At 36.9% G+C, this 21,940-nt stretch carries 17 protein-coding genes; 7 read left to right on the top strand and 10 right to left on the bottom strand.

What is annotated here, in order from left to right:
• Positions 1 to 85: 85 nt before the first annotated feature.
• Positions 86 to 631, bottom strand: coding sequence for a DUF4126 domain-containing protein (locus tag AC012T_RS00085; RefSeq protein WP_487062176.1), 546 nt, complete (start codon positions 629 to 631; stop codon positions 86 to 88).
• 399 nt (positions 632 to 1,030) lie between these two features.
• A complete protein-coding gene (gene purB, locus AC012T_RS00080) occupies positions 1,031 to 2,326 on the bottom strand; it encodes an adenylosuccinate lyase (protein WP_487062174.1) in 1,296 nt (431 codons plus the stop codon).
• Positions 2,327 to 3,016: 690 nt separating this feature from the next.
• Between purB and AC012T_RS00075 the strand changes: the two genes are divergently transcribed.
• Entirely contained in the window at positions 3,017 to 4,414 is a 1,398-nt protein-coding gene (locus AC012T_RS00075) for an ATP-binding protein (protein ID WP_487062172.1), read from the top strand.
• 237 nt (positions 4,415 to 4,651) lie between these two features.
• The gene (locus AC012T_RS00070) at positions 4,652 to 4,993 is read left to right on the top strand and encodes a DMT family transporter (protein WP_487062170.1); all 342 of its coding nucleotides are present in this window, start codon (positions 4,652 to 4,654) and stop codon (positions 4,991 to 4,993) included.
• 3 nt (positions 4,994 to 4,996) lie between these two features.
• Here AC012T_RS00070 and AC012T_RS00065 read toward each other — a convergent pair whose 3' ends face one another.
• Together AC012T_RS00065 and AC012T_RS00060 are read right to left on the bottom strand one after the other, a co-directional pair.
• Positions 4,997 to 5,542 (bottom strand): DUF5673 domain-containing protein, encoded by a 546-nt coding sequence (locus tag AC012T_RS00065; RefSeq protein WP_487062168.1) that lies wholly within the window; start codon positions 5,540 to 5,542, stop codon positions 4,997 to 4,999.
• Between the two features lie 71 nt (positions 5,543 to 5,613).
• Entirely contained in the window at positions 5,614 to 7,551 is a 1,938-nt protein-coding gene (locus tag AC012T_RS00060) for an FAD-dependent oxidoreductase (RefSeq protein WP_487062166.1), read from the bottom strand.
• A gap of 328 nt (positions 7,552 to 7,879) precedes the next feature.
• On the opposite strand from AC012T_RS00060, the gene AC012T_RS00055 reads away from it, so the two are divergent.
• Positions 7,880 to 8,653 carry an ABC transporter permease gene (locus AC012T_RS00055; RefSeq protein WP_487062164.1) on the top strand — a complete coding sequence of 258 codons (774 nt, stop codon included), beginning with the start codon at positions 7,880 to 7,882 and terminating at the stop codon, positions 8,651 to 8,653.
• Between the two features lie 57 nt (positions 8,654 to 8,710).
• Here the strand turns inward: AC012T_RS00055 and AC012T_RS00050 are convergent, their stop codons facing one another.
• From AC012T_RS00050 to hpsE, 3 genes are all read right to left on the bottom strand, one after another.
• A complete protein-coding gene (locus AC012T_RS00050) occupies positions 8,711 to 9,712 on the bottom strand; it encodes a glycosyltransferase family 1 protein (RefSeq protein WP_487062162.1) in 1,002 nt (333 codons plus the stop codon).
• Between the two features lie 581 nt (positions 9,713 to 10,293).
• Complete coding sequence (locus AC012T_RS00045) at positions 10,294 to 10,587, bottom strand: hypothetical protein (RefSeq protein ID WP_487062160.1); 294 nt, start codon at positions 10,585 to 10,587, stop codon at positions 10,294 to 10,296.
• A gap of 276 nt (positions 10,588 to 10,863) precedes the next feature.
• On the bottom strand, positions 10,864 to 11,829 hold the full coding sequence (gene hpsE / locus AC012T_RS00040) for a hormogonium polysaccharide biosynthesis glycosyltransferase HpsE (RefSeq protein ID WP_487062158.1): 966 nt from the start codon (positions 11,827 to 11,829) through the stop codon (positions 10,864 to 10,866).
• Positions 11,830 to 12,089: 260 nt separating this feature from the next.
• On the opposite strand from hpsE, the gene AC012T_RS00035 reads away from it, so the two are divergent.
• From AC012T_RS00035 to AC012T_RS00020, 4 genes are all read left to right on the top strand, one after another.
• Positions 12,090 to 12,986 (top strand): ABC transporter ATP-binding protein, encoded by an 897-nt coding sequence (locus tag AC012T_RS00035; protein ID WP_487062156.1) that lies wholly within the window; start codon positions 12,090 to 12,092, stop codon positions 12,984 to 12,986.
• A 58-nt stretch (positions 12,987 to 13,044) separates the two neighbouring features.
• Positions 13,045 to 13,434, top strand: coding sequence for a C6orf136 family protein (locus AC012T_RS00030; RefSeq protein ID WP_487062154.1), 390 nt, complete (start codon positions 13,045 to 13,047; stop codon positions 13,432 to 13,434).
• A 43-nt stretch (positions 13,435 to 13,477) separates the two neighbouring features.
• Entirely contained in the window at positions 13,478 to 14,665 is a 1,188-nt protein-coding gene (locus tag AC012T_RS00025) for a TRC40/GET3/ArsA family transport-energizing ATPase (RefSeq protein ID WP_487062152.1), read from the top strand.
• Between the two features lie 680 nt (positions 14,666 to 15,345).
• The gene (locus tag AC012T_RS00020) at positions 15,346 to 18,105 is read left to right on the top strand and encodes a GAF domain-containing protein (protein ID WP_487062150.1); all 2,760 of its coding nucleotides are present in this window, start codon (positions 15,346 to 15,348) and stop codon (positions 18,103 to 18,105) included.
• A 174-nt stretch (positions 18,106 to 18,279) separates the two neighbouring features.
• Here AC012T_RS00020 and dnaN read toward each other — a convergent pair whose 3' ends face one another.
• The 3 genes from dnaN to dnaA form a co-directional block, all read right to left on the bottom strand.
• Positions 18,280 to 19,428, bottom strand: a complete 1,149-nt coding sequence (dnaN, locus tag AC012T_RS00015) for a DNA polymerase III subunit beta (RefSeq protein WP_487062148.1) — start codon at positions 19,426 to 19,428, stop codon at positions 18,280 to 18,282.
• A gap of 767 nt (positions 19,429 to 20,195) precedes the next feature.
• Complete coding sequence (locus tag AC012T_RS00010) at positions 20,196 to 20,552, bottom strand: hypothetical protein (protein ID WP_487062146.1); 357 nt, start codon at positions 20,550 to 20,552, stop codon at positions 20,196 to 20,198.
• A gap of 11 nt (positions 20,553 to 20,563) precedes the next feature.
• Positions 20,564 to 21,940, bottom strand: coding sequence for a chromosomal replication initiator protein DnaA (dnaA, locus tag AC012T_RS00005; protein WP_487062144.1), 1,377 nt, complete (start codon positions 21,938 to 21,940; stop codon positions 20,564 to 20,566).

The following is a 21,940-nucleotide window of genomic DNA, read 5'->3' as shown; positions in this document are numbered from 1 at the left end:
CCAATAATTCCTTGATGCTACAAACCCCCAGATTTATGCATGGAATTAATGGAAAATCCAAAATCCAAAATCTAAAATTGTCTGACTACAGACGACGATTTTGCCAGTACCACTGATACCACTGTTTAGCGCTATGAATTGCAAACCAGAGTAGGATTAAGGCTATTAATCCTCCTTGCCAGGGAGCATCAACGGCAAACAGTACCAGTAGCACACATAACATATCTTGGAGAAAAACTGCCCACAAAGGCAAGCCTCGTAAGCGATAAAACCAACCTAATTGAACTAGTTGGAGTACCAAAGCCAAGGAACCACCAATACAAGCAATGATCCAGCTTGGCATTGCTGTTGCTGAGGCAACGGCTAAACCCATAATTGCCCCTACGATGGGAGACAAAAATAGCTGAATTTGTTGTACTATTCTTTGCCCACTTAGCCTTTTGGAAGCAAATAGCTCAAATAGTGACCAACTAGTGAGTAAACAGATTAATACATAAGGTGAAATACGTGATAAAAGCGGAACTTGAGACCAGAGGTTGCTGCCTTGTAACAACCCAATGATGAGTAAGGGTGTACCTATTCTCAATCCAGCAGCGGCAGCAGCAGAAAGCGTGGCGAGAACTTCAATCATTGAAATATCCTTAATTACGAATAAAGGAGCAGAAGAGAGTTGTAAATATTTAGTCTTATTGAAAATAATTTTTGTACAACACTGATATTAACTAGTCTGTACATAGTAGATGCATTTTTGATGTTATATATATACAGTTATAATTCATACTTATCATATTTGGGTAGATCTAGGGGCAATTTTAAGTTTTGGACGAGTATTCAGGCTAGAAAATACTCCAAATCTCTAACTTTGCATAAAAGGGGGATGATTTCTGTCACGCAGAGGCGTAGAGACACAGAGAGAATGAGAGTTTGAGGTTTCAATGTCAAGAATCCAGGAGTCAGAATTATTACCTGATTAGAGATAACATTAGAAGCGTGGTTTTTCCCTTCTAGTTCGACTCCTGAATCCTGAAATTTAAATACCCAGTCGTTGATAAACCTGATCTAAATGTCTGAGATGCTGTTGTGGGTCAAAACAGGCATCTATTTCTGTTGGTGACAACTTTTCAGTGACACGGGGATCTTTGCTAATCAAATCGCGGAAATTGCCTTCTGGTTTGTTCCAAGCAGTGTGGGCGCTTTGTTGGACGATCGCATAAGCTGCTTCGCGGTTGAGTCCTTTGTTGATCAAAGTTAGTAAAACTTTTTGGCTGAAAACTACACCACCGTAGCAGTTGAGATTCCGTTCCATGTTCTGGGGATAAACCAGTAGATTTGTCACCAAGTCGGTGATTTCATGGAGCATAAAGTGGGTCAAAATGCAGGCATCTGGTAAAACTACCCGTTCTACAGAACTGTGAGAAATATCTCGTTCGTGCCATAAAGCGACATTTTCTAAAGCTGCACCTGCATGACTTCTGACTAATCGCGCCATCCCGGTGAGTCGTTCGGAACGAATGGGATTGCGTTTGTGTGGCATGGCACTGGAGCCTTTTTGACCTTTGGCGAAAAATTCTTCAACTTCCAAAACGTCGGTTTTCTGGAGATTGCGGATTTCTACAGCAAAGCGTTCAATAGATGCGGCAACTAAAGCTAACTGCTGCACATAATCGGCATGAATATCGCGGGAAATAACCTGTGTGGAAGCAGTATCGGGTTTGAGTCCGAGTTTTTCACAAGCGATCGCTTCTACACGCGGTTCAATGTTGGCATAAGTTCCCACTGCACCGGAAATTTTACCCACAGCAATGGTTCCCCGGAGAATTCGCAAGCGTTCTTGATGTCGCAACATTTCCGCTAACCAACCGGCTAACTTAAAGCCAAAAGTCATGGGTTCAGCGTGGATACCATGCGATCGCCCAATCATGACCGTATAACGGTGTTCTCTAGCCTTGTGGCGAATTGCCTGAATTAAATCTTCTAGGCATTGCAACAATAGATCCAAACTAGCAACCAATTGTAGTGCTAAAGCCGTATCCAGCACATCCGAACTAGTTAAACCCAAATGAATATAGCGTCCCGCCTCACCTACATATTCATTGACATTAGTCAAAAAAGCGATCATATCATGGCGAACTTCTGCCTCAATTTCTAGCACCCGCTGGGGGTCAAAATTCGCCTTGGCTTTAATTTCTGCAACTGCTTCTGATGGAATATAACCCAATTGAGCCTGTGCCTCGCAAACAGCAATTTCTACTTGCAGCCAGGTTTGTAGCTTATAGGCTTCATTCCAAAGATTGCCCATTTCGGGCAAAGTATAACGCTCAATCACATTCGGGCATATAATACAACCGTCATATTTTACATTTTAATTAGGGTATCTCATTTGTTCCTTCCGCTTTTTGCTCATCATAATTTGGCGTTGCTGATTAGTAGGATGATTTTTGTCTCACGCAAAGACGCAAAGAATCAATATTCTGCTTTGTACAAAAGTCTCAATTCATCCCGCATTTATGCAACGCCCATAATTTTTAGGACACCTTAGCTAATTTGACTACTTATCCTTAACTTTTACTTAAAGGCTGGGTGCTAGGATCTGAGTCGTTCTTTCACTCAAGACTAAATTATTCTTATAGATATTTCTCTCAAACCCTATTATTGTCTGCAATCTTGAGAGTGCGATCGCCTTTCCTATCGTGACTTCAGCATTCGACTGAGCGATCGCCAAAATCTACGCGTAGCGTCTCATCTTTGCATAGCATAAGTTAAGCATAAGGCAGCTTAACTAAAAATTAATTAATTTGATTAAGCAAAAACCATACATTCTGCTAAAAAACTTGAAATTATAATTTTGCGTAATCAGAAGATTTACCAGTCTGTTTTAGGAATGCTAACGGGAGTAATAATACGGCTCAGGGTAAGCATCAGACAAATTTGAATTTTTGATTGATTCCATGTATAAATCCGGGGGCTTCTACCATCAAGAAATCATTGGTCAATATTACATCAAAGGATAGTAAAAATGCTGGCTATGCATAGCATAAGAAATGCTGATGAATTGAACCTAAAACTAGAGTCAACCTTGCAAGAACTACCAGTTTGGACAGTTCAAATCGAGCTAAATTATCCAGGAAATGCATTAGCTAAACTTTTTGAGCAAGAGCCTTTACTTCCTGGAATCATCTTGACTAAAAATCAGCAATGTGTAGGCATGATTTCACGACGGCTGTTTTTTGAGCAAATGAGTCATCCCTATGGTTTAGGACTATTTGCTGGTCGTCCTATCGAATATCTATACAATTTTCTGAAGCCAGAGACATCTATCTTACAAGAAGATGTGCTGATTATGGAAGCGACTCAGATAGCATTAGAACGCTCATCGAAAAACGTCTATGAGCCAATTTTAGTCACAGATCAATCTTGTCAGTATGGAGTCCTGGATTTTCATCAGTTACTGTTAGCTTCATCCCATATTCAGGCTCTCACACTGACTAGACTACAAAAAGAAAAAGAACGTGCCAGAGCAGCACACGCAGGATTTCGTGACCTCCAGCACAACTATACCCGACTACTACAAAATGAAAAAATGATTGCGTTGGGACAAATGGTAGCAGGTATAGCCCACGAAATTAATAACCCCATGAATTTTATCTATGGCAATCTCAACTATGCTAGTGAATATGTGCAAGACCTACTCAATATACTGCAATGCTATCAACAAGAACAGCCTTACTCTGATGTAGTGTCACAAGCAAAAAAGCAGGGTATCGAAATGGAATTTATTATGGAAGATTTGCCCAAATTATTATCTTCCATGAAGGTTGGTGCTAGAAGAATTAATGAAATTGTTTTATCTTTACGTAATTTTTCTCGATTAGATCAAGCAGAAATTAAATCTGTTGATATTCATGAAGGTATCGAAAATACATTAACAATTCTCCAACATAATATAAAAGCTAAACCTGATCGTCCAGAAATTTCAGTAATTAAAGAGTATGGCAAGCTTCCTTTAGTTGAGTGCTATGCAGGACAAATGAATCAGGTATTTATGAATATAATAGCTAATGCTATTGATGCTTTGTCTGAAAGTTATAAACTTGCCAATTGCAGTGATGAAATAACCGAAAATAATCCAAAAGATATCAAAATCTTTATTCATAGTGAAGTAACTGATGATAATCAAATCATGATTAGCATTGCTGATAACGGTTTGGGAATACCGGAGGGTATACAAAAACGTTTATTCGATCCATTCTTTACCACTAAACCTGTAGGTAAAGGAACTGGGTTAGGATTATCTATCAGCCATCAAATTGTAGTAGAAAAACATGGTGGTCAACTTTACTGCATATCTAATCCAGGCAAAGGTTCAGAATTCATTATTAAAATTCCCATTTTTCTAGACAAAACATTGCTTTAATGAAAACTTCATACCAAATTGATATGAATTTGCATAGAATTAAGATATCAAGAATAATTGAACGCAGATAAATACAGATGAAGGTTGATAATTCAGTTGATGTCATCATTCTGTACAGAATAACTGGCATAAATATATTGAAATAATGACATAAGATTTTATGCTTATAGCAATTTTTTAGTTTTATAGAGATAATCAAATAACCCTAATTCTGCAAAGTAACAATCTATAATAACTATGTTAAGTAGTTGGCTTTACCTCATGATGGCAATTATTTTTGAAGTCTGCGGCACAACTTGCATGAAATTGTCCGAAGAATTCACTAAAATAGTTCCTTCCATCTTCATATTTTTATCCTATGGACTTTGTTTAACTTTTTTGACACTTTCTCTCAGAAAAATTGAAGTTAGTATCGTTTATGCCATTTGGTCTGGATTTGGTACTATCTTAATTACTAGTATTGGTATTGTCTGGTTTCGTGAGTCTTTCACACTCGTCAAAGCCATGTCTATATTTTTAATAATTGTCGGTGTGATTGGTTTGAATTTAGGTGAATATTTGCAGAATCCTAATAATTAACACTCATTTTTCTAAAATTAGATACTGTTTTAAAACAGTATCTATACTCTCTTTTTGTGGGGTATTAATCGTTAAACGCCATATATCCCCAAAACACATACCAGTGCTAATAATCAAAATATATTCATCCGGTTTCATTGGATTCACAGTCCATTTGTAATACCTAATCTTTTCCCATGTAGCAAAACCTCCGGCAGTCAAAATCCCTTTTTCTCTGATTGAGGGAGGATTATTCATAAATAGTCTTAGTAAGAAATAGCTAACAAAAAGTATCCTTGTCATACTTTCTAAAGGATACATAAATAGCTGTACCTTATTAAGAATAGGATATAAGATCATGAACATGAAATTACCATATAAAAATATCAGCATCCCTTGTCCATGCAGAGGAAGTTTGATTAATAAATGACCTATTTGTTTGCGACTAATTAAAAAATTCACAATTAACCACAGCAAAATAAAGGTTAACAGTACAAATAACAGGTTAGCAATATATTGATATTGAATTGATACTGCATCTGTGATTAGTGTGGCTTCGTTTTCTATCATTGTCTATTACCCAAATTCTATTTTATCGCCCCGCTACGGCTAACAGAATGAATAATGGCAGAAGTTATTGATTAAATTTGTAATAATCCTTCTGGATTCACTGTTAAAAGCGGCCGACGCTGCAAACCTTCACGATGTAAAATTTCATTTGCAGCCAGTAAACCACTACTAACAGCCCGTTCCATTAAACCACAAGGAAAAGGCATTTTTACCCAATCACCAGCAAATAATAAATTAGTCATATTCGTACTACTTTCTGGACGATCTGCATAACTATTAGGTGGATATCCAGAGAAGTTATGTTGATTAACTAATTCCTGGTGTAGCACCTTTGCTTGTTTTAATTCAGGAACAATATCATAAAGTTCTTGTGCAAAAGTATTTAATAAAGCTTCTTGGTTAGGGAACTCTTTTTCTTTGTAACAATAAGCGTGTAATTCTACCACACTACCACCAGTGCGTTGTGACCAATCAATGAATTGTTTTTGAATGCGGTGATAAAGGGTAATGCTGTCAGTTAACCGGTAGCCAGATAAAGAAGTAAAGTTACTATGTTCCCATTCAAAGTCCTGATCAAACCAGAAACGGCACACAGCAAAGGGATCAGCAATACTCAGCTTTTCAACTTGCGATCGCACTTTTTGATCTACATCCCCAGTCATGCGTTTCAATAGTTGTTGTACTCCCGGTACATCAGTAGCTAAAACATAATAATCAGCCGTAATCATCTCTGGTGATGATGACTCTTGATTAACTGCTAATAATTGCAAATTATCATCTTGTCTTTCTACAACTTGAAACCTAGATAAATCTCTTTGAGCAGGGCCTTTAACTACTTTACCTTCAGATGTAAATACCGCACCATGACAAGGACAATGAAATTGACCATCTGCTGCTATTTGCACAGTACAACCTTGATGGGTGCAAGTAAGAGAAATAGCTTCCTGACTACCATTTGAGCAAGCAAATACTTCATCAGCCGCACCAAAATATTCTATTTTACTATCACTGACAATAGAGTTACGCTTTACCCAAAAAGGCACATTATTATTATTGTTACCCACATAATATTTAATTTCTGCAATTTGATTGTTATGAGCAACTATTTCACTCACAGTTGCACCTGTGATAATTTTACCTTGCTGCTGAATTGCTTGAGCGATAGGTTGGACTAAACTTGTCCCCATATCGTCTTTTGTGCCATTAAAAGCCAGTCCTTCAGGATTTCCAAAAAAGTAAAAATGGAAGAACTGCATCAGTTCTCCTACACTCATGGTATCAGGTGCATTTAAACTGGATTTGGCAAAAGGTAAAAAATATAAATCATATAAACCTTGGGGAAATTCTGTTTTTACCCAATCAGCAACGGAAAGATGATCAAAACGCCGATAATTTTTTTCTCGCTGGAAACCTGTAATCGCCTGAAAGACTTGTAAATGCTTGATTTTGGTGAGGTTGATACCCCATTTTAAGCGATTGGGAGATGCGATCGCTAAATCTATAATATTCCAAGGAAAAGCAGAACTACTGGGGCGAAAAACTTCTGGTTGATATTGGGAACCCCGGTAAACAACCGAATAATAATTTAATGACTGAAAATTATCCTTAACTCCCAGTTCAGATACAACATTATTTAAGTTATAATACTGAGGAAAAAAGCCATGAAACCCATGTTCCATCATAAAAGTTTCACCAGCAGCTTTTATCTGCCAACTAGCAATTTTACCCCCCAATTGGGGAGACTTTTCTAAAAGTGTAACTGCAAATCCCCTCTGAACCAATTCATAAGCACAAGCTAAACCTGCTAACCCACCTCCAATTACCACGACGCTTTTATTACTATTTAAACTCTTGGGTAAATTGAGTGTATCTGGCTGAAAAATAGACGGTTTTGGCTTACTAAAACGTGAGTATCCTGTAGCTCCGACAATAGTACTTACACCAAATAACTTCAGCAGTGTACGACGAGAAATAGTAGATGATTCTGGTAAGTTAAATATTTGGCTCATTGGTTATATAATCAACTTTTCACAATGCACAATGGAGTAAAATCAAAGATATACATGGGCAGATTTTTATAGTCAGCCTCAACGGATGTATTTTGACAGAAATTAAAAAATTGTCAAGAGTTGATTGGATAAATTGATCATATTACGCACTCATCAAAACCAGTTTCGTGATCTGACAGCACATCAACCTGCAAAATTTGCAGTCATAAATTACAATATTACTTGACAGTGTAATACATTTACTAATAATTGGCTACTAGGTGTGTAAAATACTTGGCATATCATATAATTCCTGTTGAGGCAACTTACTATAAATCAACTAATCAAAATGAAATATTGGCACGAAACTATAGCTGTCACTCAGCGCATCTTAATTGAACTATTGCGCCGTAGACGCAGCTTAATTTTTTGGAGTATTTTCCCAATTTCTATCTTAATTCTCAACGGATTTATTTTGGCAGAACGGGCAAAACTCACAATGGCTGTAGCTTTTGAAAATGCTGCACCCTCAACCTTGGTAGGCGCAGCACTGTTTTTTAGCTGTTTGGGTGGGAGTGTGGCTACTGTAGTTGCAGAACGAGAACAGCAAACCCTAAAACGCTTGTTTATTTCTCCCTTAAGTGGCACATCTTACTTTTTAGGAATTTTTCTTGCTCATAGCTGCATTGGTATCGGACAAACGCTGTTAGTTTATACCATAGCTGCTTTTTGGGGTGCAACATTTAAAGGTTCCATTTTATTAGGAATTATCATCATTTTATTAAGTATCATTGCTTATGTTGGCTTAGGATTTATTTTGGGTACACAATTAGCTCGACGCATTGAAGATGTTAATGCTTTGGTAGCTGCTTTTGGAGTACCTTTATTAATTTTAGGGGGGGCATTTTTACCAACTTCCTTATTTCCCCAAACTCTGTTAAATATTGCCAAATATAATCCAATATATCACATGAATGAATCTCTATTAGGAGTTTCAGCCAATGGAGATAAAATTGGCGATATTACATCACATTTTTGGTTTTTATTTGTGTTTGCAATAATTATGTTAGTTTGTGGATGGTTATCTTATCGACGGATGTTGATGGTAGAAAGAAGACTTTAAATCAGTTATTAAACCGTTTCCTAATTTCTCAAATAAATCAGGGAAATATCAGAAAAATTATAGGTTGGGGAAGAGTAATTGGGCGATATATTCTGCATTTCTTTTTTCTCGCCAAATCCAATGATTATCCCGACCTTTTTCTCGAATATGAATAATTGCTGCCTCAATCACTTGGTCTAAATCATCTAAACTAGAATAGGATGAACCTATAGAAACTGGCCAGGTAATTTGATGCTTAATCACAGGATAATTTGGTGCAATAATATAACATCCACAAGATCCTGCGTCACTTATCACTCCACTCGCTCGATAATAATAACGTTCTTGATCAAAATCAGTAACTAAAATATCTAATTGTTGTAATGCTTGCAAATAATCTTGGTCTTTCGTGGTATCAACAAAAGTAATGTCTAAGCAATTTTCTAGATATTTGGGTTTTTGATTAATAGGTGTACCAATAACTAATTCTAATTCCTGGGAATGTTGAGAAACGTAATATCGGACTTTTTCTAAAATCTTATTGATAGGCTTATCTTCTCGAATAATTCCTATAATACCAATTTTAATTTTCTCGTCTTGTTTCAATCTTTCTCCTGGTGATAATTTTGGGGTAGCTTCACTGATGATAGGATGGGGAATAACCATCTTAGAAGATGTAGTAAATTTAAACTTGTCGCTGACATAATCATCATCTAATTCTAAAAGAATCACTTTAAATTTAGGATTGAATTCTATAAACTTTTTGAGATAAACAAAACCCCAATATTTTATCTTATTTTCTTGGGCAAATAATTGATTACCATGAATACCTAAAAATACTTGTTTACCTGTAAATACCAACATAGGTAACAAAGTTAAAAGATGTTGATTATAAATTTCCATGACATAAATACTATCAATATCTTGCAGGGATAAAGCTTGTAATCCCATTGAAAAATGGCGATATTCACGTCGCAATTGTAATCCTATTGAATAACTAGGAATCCATTGAGTGAATTTTTTAAACCATTCAGGAATCGGTCTTTCTATAGAGACAAATCCAATTTTATGATTAGACAAATACTGATTAATTAGTAAAAGTTCTCTGAGTCCCTTATGAAAAATTTCCATATTATGTTAATATCCCTTTCCGCTTTATAATTTTTACGGGTTTTACTCAAAGCTACGTTAACAAGTCAGCAATTCTCAATTCAAGATTTAAAGAGTATCTTTTGTCTTAATACGCTCAGAGATTATTGACTCTATTCTCGATAATTAGGCGACTGATTTTTTCACATTATTTCCAAGACTGAATGATCTTACCTACACCGACCTATTGACATCTAAATCTCTAGTATGTATATATAAGTATATTAGTAATATTCCTTAGTGTCTATCTATTTGTCCTTGCTGAAAGTTATTTCTAAGATATTACTTTTAGAGAAAGCTGCTTGTGAATTTGAGTTTTTATTAAAATATCTTAATGAGGTAATTATTAGGCATTTCAAAAATATTTTATTTTAGGACTAGCCCTTTCAAGGTGACTAACGGAAATACGTCATTTCCGTGAGATCATCTTAAATCCTCCGCCCATATTTTGGGTTTAAAGAATTTCTTTTTTTAATATAAAAACCAATTGCTTTACTGAAATCATTAATCATTTATACGAAACTAATTATCGGTCTTTGCCAAGGTTGATAATTCAGCATTCGGAAATAATACCGACATATCCCATTTGGACGGAAAAATTTAATTAAATATTCTTTTTCAACGCGTGACTTAGGAATGATGTGATCTAATTCCATTTCAGCATTGAACCATAGTTGCCAATTTTTTTGCCAAATATAATTTAACATCTCTAAATCTTCATTTGTTTGTGGCAATAAGGGATGTTCAGGAATACTTTCTAACCAAGCTTGTTTGCGAATGACTATTCCTGCTCCTGGAGGAAACATTCTTTTTTTAGTTGACTGATATTTTTCGTTATAGCAATAAGTTTTTTTGCTTTCTATAAATTGTAAAAAAGCGAGCTATTCTTTCAAATCCCGGAGGGGGTTCAACTTCAAATTTTCCATGAATTTGTCCCCCATAAGCACCATTCTTAGTCATATTGTACAAAATACTATTTGGCAAACATCAATGATTTTTTCTCTTGTGAGCAATCTGGGATTAAGTTAGAGGTGGATAATACGAATGTAATGTTTTTTCTTTTGAGAAGAACCACACCTGTATTAATTATGAAATATCTTCTTTCTCCAATGGTAAAAAGGACTCATGAAAATACTTAGGAGAAGCTCCATTTCTCCAGCAGCAACTATATCGGTCTTAATAACATTTCTGTATTTAATCAAGTGAAGCATTATTTTTCGTAAGTCATTTACCATGTAGGCAGGTAAAACACAAAAAAATTGCCAAGGTTTATAGGCAATCATTCTCGTCTGGTATCGACTTAACCCTACTCCTTTAAAAAATTTGATTATATAATCCCTTTCAAAACGAGATTTTGGCATTTTGTGATTAATACTCATGTCCTTATTAAACCAAAGTTCCCAGCCAGCATAGAAAATATATGATAACATTTCTACATCTTCAGACTTTGTTAACAAAGAATTACCAGATACTCCAGTAATCTGTTGGCGTTCAGGAACGCTTTCTAGCCAAGCTTGTTTACGAATGACGATTCCTGCTCCGGGAGGAAACATTCTTTTTTTAGTTGATTGATATTTTTCGTTATAGCAATAGGTTTTATTTCCTTCTAAAATAGCAAAATAGCGAGCAATTCTTTCAAATCCTGGAGGTGGTTCAACTTCAAATTTTCCATGAATTTGTCCCCCATAAGCACCAGCATCTGGATGAGTTTGACCAAATTTATAAGCCTCTGCTACCCAGTTAGGATAGGGTAAATTATCATCATCCAGAAATCCGATTAAATCACTTTTTGCTTCTCGGATAGCGCATCTGCGAGCAAAAGCTAGTCCTTGTTCAGGTTCAAAATAGTATTCAAGAGGGTAAATTTCACTCCAATGAGATAGTTGCTGTTGTACTATCTTGGCAGTGTTATCAGTACTATTGTTGTCAATAATCAGAATTTCCCAGGAAATACCCTCTGTCCCAACTTGCGATCGCAATTTCGCTAGGACATCTAATATGCGATTCTCTCCGTTATAGGTACAGATAGCCACTGTAAAATCAACCATAAGTCCTTTGGGTGTCAATTTTGTGAATTAATCTGCTCTGAATACGCTAGTATCTTGATTAGAAAATTCAGGCTAATACGTAATTATTCTTAGTCATATCGCACAAAATTCTATTTGGCAATCAGTATAAGGCGATATTTCTCTATGGTCACTTTAGGGTAGTTTCTGATGATACACATCTGATACAGGGGAATCCCCATAATTAAAATCAGATGACTACAGATCACTTTCACAAATTTTAAAATTTATGAATTGGAAATATGCTGAGAATTAAAAACTTAAATAAGTCTTACGGTAGCAGAAAAGTTCTCCAGAATTTGCAACTACATATTGACTCAGGAGAAATTTATGGTTTATTAGGTGCAAATGGAGCCGGTAAAACCACAACAATCAATATTATTTGTAATCTCCTCAATCCAGACAGCGGTGCTGTTACAATTAAGAACCAATCTGTTTCCGAAGCAACCAAAAAATTAATTGGGATTGCACCTCAAGAAAATCTGTTGTATAAAACTTTATCTTGTGAGGAGAATCTCAATTTTTTTGCTGCTATTTATGGTTTAGATCGTCAAACACGCCAGAAACAAGTAAAAGCAACTCTCACTGCTGTTAACTTATTAGATAGAGCCAAAAGTCCCGTAGAAACTCTTAGTGGGGGGATGCAAAGACGCTTAAATATTGCTGTGGCTTTAGTACATCAGCCGCAATTAGTAATTCTTGATGAACCGACTACAGGCTTAGATATTGAAGCAAGATATGAAATTTGGGAATTAATTCGCCAACTTAAAAATCAGGGAATGACGATTTTATTAACAACACATTTATTAGATGAAGCGGAAAGACTGTGCAATAGAATTGGGATTTTGAAAAATGGTAGAATTTTAGCTGAGGGTAGTTTATCTGAGTTAAAAACCTTAATTCCGGCTCAGGAAATTATCGTGTTACAAACTACACAAGAGCAAGAAGCGATCGCACTAGCTGATAAATATGGCTTTACAACCCGGCGTTATGGGAGTGATTTAGCTTTTTGGTTGCCAGAAACGCTAGAATTAAAAGAAATCATTGCCAAATTTGACGGTATATCCATTGATTCAATTTCACGTCAGCCTGTGCGGTTAGAGCATATTTATGTAGAAGTAACTCAGAGTAAAGAGTAAAGAGTACCGAGTACTGAGTAAAAAGTTCTAGTTTTTTGCCTATTACCTATTCGCTATCATGGACATTATTGAAATTCTCAAAGCCGACTATCAAAGATTTCCAGTCAATCAAACTTACAGTATTTATGCGCCAGATATTTATTTTCAAGATCCTGTTTTTAAATTTCGTGGTTTAGAACTTTATAAATGGATGATTAAATTTATCCAAACCTTTTTCCTCAATCTGAAAATGGATTTACATAATATTCAACGCCACGAAGACACAATTAAAAGCGAATGGACGCTTAGTTGGAATTCCCCCTTACCTTGGAAACCCCGCATTTCCATATCTGGTTGGAGTGAACTACGTCTCAATGCCGATAGTTTGATAGTTTCCCACATTGATTATTGGCATGGTTCCCGATTAGATGTCTTAAAGCAACACCTATTTTCCTTAAAAACCGGATAATGTAAATAAATGTAAACAAAATTAAAGCAGGACAGAATCATCCATGCGTGTAATTTTAATGACAGGTAAGGGTGGCGTGGGTAAAACCTCAGTCGCTGCCGCAACTGGACTTCGTTGTGCAGAACTCGGCTACCGGACACTAGTTTTAAGTACAGATCCTGCTCACTCTCTGGCAGACAGCTTTGATATAGAATTGGGACATGATGCTCGACAAGTACGCCCAAATTTGTGGGGTGCAGAACTCGACGCGTTGCAAGAATTAGAAGGCAATTGGGGGGCTGTAAAGCGTTACATTACCCAAGTTTTGCAAGCACGGGGTTTAGACGGGATACAGGCGGAAGAATTGGCAATTTTACCAGGCATGGATGAAATTTTCGGCTTGGTAAGAATGAAACGTCACTATGATGAAGGGGAATTTGACGTTTTGATCATTGATTCTGCCCCGACTGGTACGGCGCTACGTCTGTTGAGTTTACCAGAAGTTGGCGGCTGGTATATGCGGCGTTTTTACAAACCTTTTCAGAACATCTCTGTAGCACTTCGACCTCTGGTTGAACCTATTTTTAGACCAATTGCTGGTTTTTCTTTACCAGATAGAGAAGTGATGGATGCGCCTTATGAATTTTATGAACAAATAGAAGCGCTGGAAAAAGTATTAACTGATAATACTCAAACTTCAGTCCGTCTTGTCACCAATCCAGAAAAAATGGTGATTAAAGAATCTCTCCGCGCCCATGCTTATCTCAGTTTATATAATGTAGCAACAGATTTAATTGTAGCTAATCGCATTATTCCCCAAGAAGTTAAAGATCCATTTTTCCAACGTTGGAAAGAGAATCAAGAACAATACCGCCAAGAAATTCATGATAACTTTCACCCTTTACCTGTGAAAGAAGTACCTCTTTATTCTGAAGAAATGTGTGGTTTGGCAGCATTAGAGAGACTCAAAGAAACTCTTTATCCAGATGAAGATCCAACTCAGATTTATTACAAAGAAACAACTATTAGAGTTGTACAAGAGAATAATCAATACAGCTTAGAGCTTTATTTACCTGGCATTCCTAAAAATCAAGTGCAACTAAGTAAAAGTGGCGATGAACTAAATATTACTATTGGTAATCATCGCCGTAATTTGGTTTTACCCCAGGCTTTAGCAGCACTTCAACCATCAGGTGCAAAGATGGAAGATGATTATCTAAAAATCCGCTTTTCTGACATTGTAAAGGTGTAGGCGATAGGCTGAACTACCGCATCTGCGGGACGCTACACGAAATCTGAGCGGTGACAGGTGACAAAAAAGCTTTCAGTTATCAATGACAACCAGTAAGTCTGCGGAATTATACTGAAACTATATAAAGTTTGGTATGGGAAAAGGGTAAAGTTGCAAGGGGAAAGCTTTTTCCCTTTTCTCCTCATGCTTCTGAATATAGTTAAGTTTTTTGTACCTTTCTACTTAGCAATACCTTCGTTAAATAGAAAAAAGTCTTGATTCTTAGATTGGGTTTTGCTTCGCTCAACCTATAAATAAAATGGCGCAGGTATTGATTTAGGTAGGAGTTTTTAATTTTTGTGAAATATAGACTGCCAGATGGAATATTTTAAATTGTTTTTGCCACTTATAGAACTTCTATTTGATTTTTGCACAAACTCAGTACACCTTATATTCCTTGTTTTCTGTTCCCTGTTCCCTACCTCTATGAGTAAATTCAGAAATCAAACCGGATTCCTATATTACCTTTGAATAGTTACCTGATCATCATTTGGCGGAAATTGATCTGATCAGGACATTAAGAATTTTTGCTTCTAATACATGACCGTATACTTACTGTAGACAAAGCTCACAGAAAAATCTTTAAATATTATTAAGATCAAAAATCAATTATAGTAAGATATTAATGATTGTATAAAAAGATGGTTTCTATCCCTCCACCAGACCAGAGGACAGGTATGTCTCAAGAAACCTTACTGCGTCGGATTACAAATCGCATCCGGCAGTCCTTAGAGTTGAAAGATATTATTACAGCTACAACAGCGGAAGTTCAGTCTTTATTTGGCACTGACCGAGTAATGATTTACAAATTTCATGCTGATGGCAGTGGTCAGGTTATTGCTGAATCCATTTATGAAAATCGTTTACCATCCTTATTGGGGTTGAATTTCCCTGCTGATGACATTCCGCCTGATGCGCGTGAAATGTTTATTAAGTCGCGGGTGCGTTCTGTAGTGAACGTTGATACTAGACAGATTGGGCAAAGTCCTCAGCGTGATATAGAAACGGGGGAAATTATCACTGAAGAGATTCTTTACCGTTCAGTAGATCCATGTCATGTGGAATATTTAACGGCTATGGGGGTTAAGTCTTCTGTCGTTGCACCGATTATTCATGAAGATCAACTGTGGGGATTGTTGGTATCTCATCATTCTCAAGCCCGTGATGTGGCAGAATATGAACTAGAAGCGATGCAGATGGTGGTAGAGCAGTTGTCTGTAGCGATCGCACAAAGTCATCTCCTCACCCAAACTCGTGCCAAAGCCGAACGAGAAGCTATAATTAACCGCATCGCTACCCTCCTCCATTCACTACCTACGATAGTCTTACAGCCAGCCTTAGAAGCTACAGTTGCGGCTTTTAATGGTGTTGGGGGTAGGTTATGCATCAGACATAATGCCTTTGACTTCCAACATAGTAGCTTTAAATCTTTAACAAAATGTTTAATTCCTGGTAGCAATTGTTTTCAGCTTTATGTATGCGGACAGCAACCTGTTATTTCTGAACAAAATATATATCCACTATTAGAGCAATATAGCGTCTGGCAGGAACATTACAAATCGGGCCAATACAACATTTGGGCAATTCCTGATATTTATCAAGATTCTAATTTACGCATTGTCCAACTTGCTTTTAAACCCACAAAAATCCGCAGCATTTTAATGATTCCTCTCCACTATCGACAAGAATTAGTGGGTTATTTAAGCATTTTTCGCAACGAAATAGATACAGAAACCCTTTGGGCTGGTAAATTTGATCCAGACAACAGACAACTTTATCCTCGTCTATCTTTTGACTTATGGAGTGAATCTAAACAAGGACAAGCTCAAAAATGGACAGATGAAGAAATTGAACTAGCTAAAGAAATTAGTAAACATTTTGCTTCTGCCATTCAGCAATATGAACTTTACCAACAGGTACAAAGTTTTAATGAAAATTTAGAAAAACAAGTCCATAAGCGGACATTAGAAATGCAAAGGACTGCTGAACAACAACAAGCCGTATTTGGAGTCATTAACAAAATTCGCAAATCCCTTGATACTGATGCAATCTTTAAAACCACCACAAAAGAAGTTTGCCAATTAATCAAATCAGATCGTGTCTCTGTTTATAAATTCAGTGCTGATTGGGGTGGGGAATTTGTCGGTGATTTTGAAGCTGCTAGTCCTAACTGGTTCAATGAATCTAAACTTGGTATTAATACAATTTGGAATGATACTTATTTACAAGAAACTCAAGGAGGAAGATATCGCTTTAATGAAACATTTGCCGTAGATGATATTTACCAAATGGGATTTACTCCTTGTCATGTCGATAATTTAGAACATTTTCAAATTCATGCTTTTGTATTAGCTCCCATTTTTATCAGGAGACAACTCTGGGGGTTGCTTTGTACCTACCAACACACTGGCCCGCGTCAATGGAAAACCTCTGAAGTGAATTTTATTAGTCAGATTGCAGCGCAACTTGGGGTAGCAATTCAACAAGCTGAATTATTGCTAAAAACTCAGCAACAAGCAGAACAACTCACACAAACACTGAATGAACTACAAGCTACTCAAACCCAACTTATTCAAACTGAGAAAATGTCTTCTTTAGGACAACTTGTGGCAGGTGTTGCCCATGAAATTAATAATCCAGTTAACTTTATTTCTGGCAACCTCATTCATATCAATGAATATGCTGAAGACTTACTGAGTATGCTCAATCTCTATCAGCAAGAATGCCCAGAACCAAGCCAAGATATTTTAGAACTGGCAGAAGAATTAGACTTAGAATTTTTGATCAAAGATTTACCTAAAAGTTTATATTCCATGAAAATTGGAGTTGAGCGCATTCGGCAAATCGTCTTATCTTTGCGAAATTTCTCGCGACTTGATGAATCTGACATGAAGGAAGTTAATATCCATGATGGCATTGATAGTACTTTGCTGATTTTGCAGCATCGTTTAAAAGCCAGACCTGAATTTCCTTGTATTAAAATAATTAAAGAATATAGTGATTTACCGTTAATAGAGTGTTATGCTGGACAGTTAAATCAAGTATTTATGAATATTTTGAGTAATGCAATTGATGCATTAGAAAGTTACAAACCATCTACCGTAGAAACTCCCACAGTATGGAACATAACTATTTCTACTAGTATTAAAGAAGTAAATAGCAATCTTAAAAATGTAGTGATTAAAATTAGTGATAATGGGCCAGGAATGCCAGAAACTGTCAGGGCAAGAATATTTGATCCATTTTTCACTACTAAGCCAATAGGTAAAGGTACTGGTTTAGGGTTATCAATTAGCTATCAAATTGTGGTGGAAAAACACGGTGGTTTGTTGAAATGTAATTCGCAACCAGATAAGGGTACAGAATTCTGGATTGAAATCCCTATGAAACATTTGGTGTAACAATTCAGGAGTCACAAGTTTCTCGTTTTCTCGTTCCCATACTCTGTATGGGAATGAATTTCAAAAGGCTCTGCCTTTAGTTATATCAGAGCCAGAGGCTCTGTGATGGCATTCCCAGTTAGAAACTGGGAACGAGATAACGAGATAAAAAAATCTCAATTAAACACATCACTGCTAATTTCTAAGTTGTACAGGCATAGCTAAATAGGTCATTTTTAAGCCTCCTAAAGGTGTAAAAATCACTGGAGTGAGGCTTTGATTTAAGTGCATTTGGATTTCAGTTGATGGTAATTCTTTCAAGCCTTCCATTAAATATTTGACATTAAATGCAATATCTATATCTTCTCCAGATATTTGTGCTGACATTGACTCTGTACCACTACCTACGTCTTGCGCTTCACAAGATAAAGTAATTTCTTGATTAGCGTTATCAATGCTGACTTTGACAATATTATTTTTCTGGTCAGCTAACACTGCAATTCGCTCTAAGGTGCTGATAAATTGTCGTCTTTCCAATGTTACTTGTCGCTCAAATTGACGGGGTATTAGTTGACGATAAGCGGGATATTGTCCTTCTAAAGTGCGGCTGGTTAAACGTTGATTTTGCCAAGCAAATACAACTTGACCTTGATCAAAATATAAGGCTACAGTTTCTTCTGATGAGCTATGAGCTAACATTCTTTGTAGTTCGCGTAATGCTCTGGCTGGTACTGTGACTTCTAGCTGATTGCTACCATCTAGAGGACGCTCATTAGTGGTTTCCAGCACAGCTAAACGATGTCCGTCCGTAGCTGCAAATTCTAAAGTATCTTCTTTAACTGTTAGATGTACGCCGGTGAGAACTTGTTTGGTTTCATCTGCGCTGGTGGCGAATAATGAACCACGTAAGCCTTCAATTAATGCAGCGGTGGTGAGTTGAATGGCTTCGGAATTTTCGATTATTGGTAATTCGGGAAATTCTTCTGCTCCCATTGCGCGGACTTGATACTTGCCGTTTTTGGGTTTGAGGGTGACTATTAAGCCCTCTCCGGTGGAGTCTGCTGATTCGTCATCTAGGGTGATTTCGCCTTCTGGTAGACGTGAGGTGATATCTACAAGTAGTCTAGCAGGAAGTGCGATCGCACCCCCTTCTATTACCTCAGCACTGAAACTGCTACGGATACCCAAGCTGAGATCAAAGGCTGTTAGGCTGACTTGGTTAGTTTGAGCATCGGCTTGTAGCAGTATATTAGCAAGTACAGGATGAGTTGGCCTTGATGGTACTGCACGACTGACGAGTGAAAGGTTGGTACTAAGATCGCTTTGAGCGCAAACTAATTTCATATAGCAGGGAACAGGGAATAGGGAATGGGGAATAGAGTTGAAAAAATAATCCTAACTTATTATCTGGCTCTAGGGACTAGGGATCTAGAGGCTAGTATCTGTGGAAAACTTGTGGAAAAACTGGGATACTTTTCCACAGAGTAATTATACTCAACAGAATTTACTCAGAAAATATTTAAGTTTTCCACAGCTTTTTCCACAACAGGTCGTAGTTTTTCCACAACTGTAGTTAAATTTAATAATTTTTTATACTTTGCTTAATATTCTCGCTGAAATGCTCAAATGTCAAGGCGATTAATTTGGCTGTTGGTTGTGGAAAAAGGCAGCAGGAAGCTGAGTTCGGAGTTCGGAGACGCTACGCGAACGGAGTTATGATTTTTAAGAGCGAGAGAATAAGGGTTTGAGACTCCTACTGGGGGCGAGTTTTCCACAAATTATCTTAGAGCATATTTGAAAAGTTTAGGGACGTATAATTTGTCATTCTGTTCGCGTTCACGTAGTGTGCCGTAGGCATAGCGTGGCGTTAGCCATGTGGAGTCTTACGCAACGAAGAATCTGGAGTTTAGCCCACATACCGAGATGCTTCGTTCCTCAGCATGACATGGAAGGAGACTTTTCAAACACCCTCTTATGTCGAACTCAGGTAGCAGGAAGGTGAAAGTGCAGAAAAGAATTAAACAATTTAGATTCCCAACTTAAAAAAATTAGGAATCTAGCTACTGTAGTCATAATAACTTTCGTAATTCCTCAACACTATTTACGGACTGCTATTTTTTAAACCTCGCTAATAACTCTGCACGAGATAAATTTAAAAGCAAGGGTGTAAATTCTTCCCTGGACATAGCAATTACTTGATCAATAATGTTTACTAATTCAGGATCAATTTCTCCAAAACGTACTTGTAAAATGCTTTCAACCATAGCCCGACGTTCTCTTTGAATCCCTCTATCAATTCCTATTAATTCTCCTTCTTGTCGTCCTTCTTCGCGTCCTTCTTTCCTTTGTTCTTCTTTGAGTTCTTCTAATAATTGTTGATACATTTCTGATAGTTTCATAATCAACTCCCGATCATCCTGATCAATATCTTTTTCTTTATTATTTTGGTTCGATTCCTCGTTAGACATCTTCTCAACTCCTACTTTTGAGAACGACTATTCATGTTGATGCGATCGCTCAATTGACGTAAAGTTTGAATTAAAGTCCGGTCTGTCTCTTGCAATTGGGTAATCTTCTCGCAACTATACATCACCGTTGTATGGTCTTTACCACCAAACTCCTCACCGATTCTCGGTAAACTTAAACCCGTAAGCTGTCGCATTAAATACATCCCGATTTGCCTAGCCCAGCTAATTTCTCGTCTGCGGGAATTACTTTTTAAGTCTTCAATCGAAATATCAAAACTCTCCGCTATCACCTTTAAAATAACCTCTGATGTCACTTCTAGTTTCTGATCAGAAGCGCCTAAAACTGGGGTAATATTTTCCACGGTCATGGCTAAACCCCAAATGGAAATATAAGCTAAAGCCCGAATTAAAGCCCCTTCCAACTCCCGAATATTAGAAGTATAATTACAAGCAATATATTCAACTACATCTCTAGGTAAACGAATATTTTCATACTCAGCTTTTTTCTGCAAAATTGCCATTCTGGTTTCTAAATCAGGAGATTGAATATCTGCAATCAACCCCATTGAAAACCTGGAACAAAGCCGTTCTTGCAAACTAGGAATCTGATTAGGAGGACGGTCAGAAGCAATGACAACTTGTTTTCCAGACTCATGTAAAGTATTAAAAGTATGAAAAAACTCTTCTTGAGTGTATTCCTTACCTTCCAAAAACTGAATATCATCAACCAACAAAACATCAGCAGCCCGATAATGCTCCCGAAAACTTTGCATACTATCATTCCGAATAGCAGTAATTAAATCATTGGTAAACTGCTCAGTCGAAACATAAAATATTTTAGAATTAGGATAAATTTCCCAACGATAATTACCAATAGCTTGCATTAAATGAGTTTTACCCAAACCCACCCCACCACATAAAAATAAAGGATTAAATTCCCTACCGGGATATTCTGCTACTGCTAAAGAAGCCGCATGAGCCATACGATTATTAGCACCAACTACAAACCTTGAAAAAACATACTTGGGATTTAACTCTGTAGTTTTTTGTTGATTTTTGGATACATTGGGAAAAATAGGATTAACCGCTGGTAATTCCCAAGCTACTTCTTGTTTCGCTAATTGAGAAACTTCATCACCTTGAGCAACAGTAATGTAAATTTCTACTGGATAACCCACAATATCTTGCACCACATGAGCGATCGTATTGATGTAATACTTCTGGAGCCAATTGCGGGCAAAAGGGTTAGGAGTACGGATGACTAAACAATTATTTTCTAGTTGCTCTGCACTAGCAGTTTTAATCCAAGTTTCAAAGGTGGGACGAGATAGCTCTAGCTGTAAGCGCTCTAGCACCTGACTCCACAAACTGTCAATGGGAATTTCCAT

The sequence above is a fragment of the Anabaena sp. EIM26 genome, assembly GCF_057568715.1.
The sequence above is the reverse complement of the archived record's forward strand: the minus strand, read 5'-3'. Positions and strand labels throughout refer to the sequence as shown.